Origin of the sequence: Pseudoflavonifractor sp. An176 (assembly GCF_002160435.1) — a bacterium.
Lineage (GTDB): Bacteria > Bacillota > Clostridia > Oscillospirales > Oscillospiraceae > Enterenecus > Enterenecus faecium.
Genome location: NZ_NFKO01000063.1, coordinates 1 through 1,635, shown reverse-complemented (window position 1 = coordinate 1,635; position 1,635 = coordinate 1). Strand labels below are relative to the sequence as shown.

The 1,635-nt window shown below is 52.5% G+C and carries 1 protein-coding gene; it reads right to left on the bottom strand.

Annotated elements, in window-relative coordinates; all coding sequences use genetic code 11:
- Window positions 1-133: 133 nt before the first annotated feature.
- Entirely contained in the window at window positions 134-1,357 is a 1,224-nt protein-coding gene (locus B5F12_RS11565; protein ID WP_087234535.1) for an IS110 family transposase, read from the bottom strand.
- Between the last annotated feature and the right edge of the window lie 278 nt (window positions 1,358-1,635).

Below are 1,635 nucleotides of genomic sequence, written 5' to 3'. Positions count from 1 at the left end.
AGTCCTGCAAATAAAAGTCAAGCACCAAAATGAAAAAAGTCCCGCAAAATTTGCGAGACCGAAAAAAGGGTGCAACAAATCAGACCGGAGAGAAAGCACCTCACCGGCCGAGGTAAAATTTGGTTGTTAAAAATCACTTCTGCTCGGTAGTTTGCGCATCAAATGCCTCAAGGCACTCCTTTACGCGGGCGTAGTAGATACGCAAGAACTTGTTTTGAGCAGCGGTCATGTAGACGAAATAAGGTTTGCCCTCGCTGCGTTTCTTATCGAGGAACTGGTAGACTGGCTCATCTGCCGGGGATTTTTTCAGGTAAGTGCAGACGATCTGGTAGAGTGTTTTGCGCAGATGTGCTGAACCCCGTTTCGTGGTGGGAACGCTCTTGGCACTGTGTTTGCCAGACTCATCCACACCGGGATCGATGCCCGCAAATCCAACGATGGAGCTGCGGCGTGGAAAACGGCGCACATCGCCGATCTCAGCCATGAGCGCAGGTGCAGTCTTATCACCAACACCGTACATGGTTCGCACCGTGTCATATTCCGGCAATTGCCGGGCAAGCCGTGTCATCTCAGCTCGCAGAGCGGCCAGTGTCATCTTGCCTGCAAGAAGCTGCTGGGCGGCTGAGATAATGAGCAGCTTGGTGTTGTCATTCTTCGGCAACGTGGTGAAATGGCCGCAGCTTCCGGCATAGACCTCCAGTGCTTTTTCGACGCTGAAATGGTAGCCCTTGTGTTTGCACCACTTCTGGTAACGCTCGGTGAATGCCTTTTCGCTGACGCGGCAGATGCAGTCACAATGCCAGAAGGTCCTGACAAAATCCACCCATTTCTGGTGACCGTCCGCACGCTCCGGACTGGAGAACAGTTCGTTCACGCCGGGGAAGGTCTTGTCGGTCAACGAAATAAGATTGTTTTGCAGCGATATCACCGTTTTCATGTAGAGGTCGTACTGGCGGCTGCACAGCTTCAGTTGTTGTCTTACAGTGTCCATGGGAGTATATTCCCGCAGATCCACCCAGTTGTCAAGACCGTACTTGGCAATTTTTATGGCGTCAGCCTTGTCGGTCTTGACCTTTCGGATGGAACCACCCCCGCTTTGCTTGATAAACAGCGGATTCAGGACACAGACATAGATCCCGTACTCATGCAGGGCCGCAGCTACCGGTTCGTGGTAGCGACCGGTGGCTTCCATGATGACGCGGGTATCTTCCCCAAGCGCAAGGATGGCGTAAGCCATCTGCTCCAGCCCCACCTCGGTGTGGAGAAATTCCCGTGGCAGGAATGCCACTTCACCCATTGGCCGCAGGGCAGCCACCATGCTTTTCCCTTTGGAAACATCAATTCCAACTGCGTTCATTTTGCTCCTCCTTCTGATTGGATATGGCTTTCCGCCTTTTACTCATTGCCTGTTCAATCTCCTGGGTGACACGAACGCACCGAAAACCGGTGGCACAACCTGCGCAAATCGAATGCTGCGAATGAGAGAGGCGGCTGACAGACTCCATTACGGGCGTGTTAGCCCAAGAATGTTGGTGCCAGACCATTTACTCTCTCATTCTAACAGCTTCGGCTTTGAGATGGAAAAAGACGCGGCTGGCTGCCGCGCCTTAAACCGTAACTTTATTGTAGGAGAAT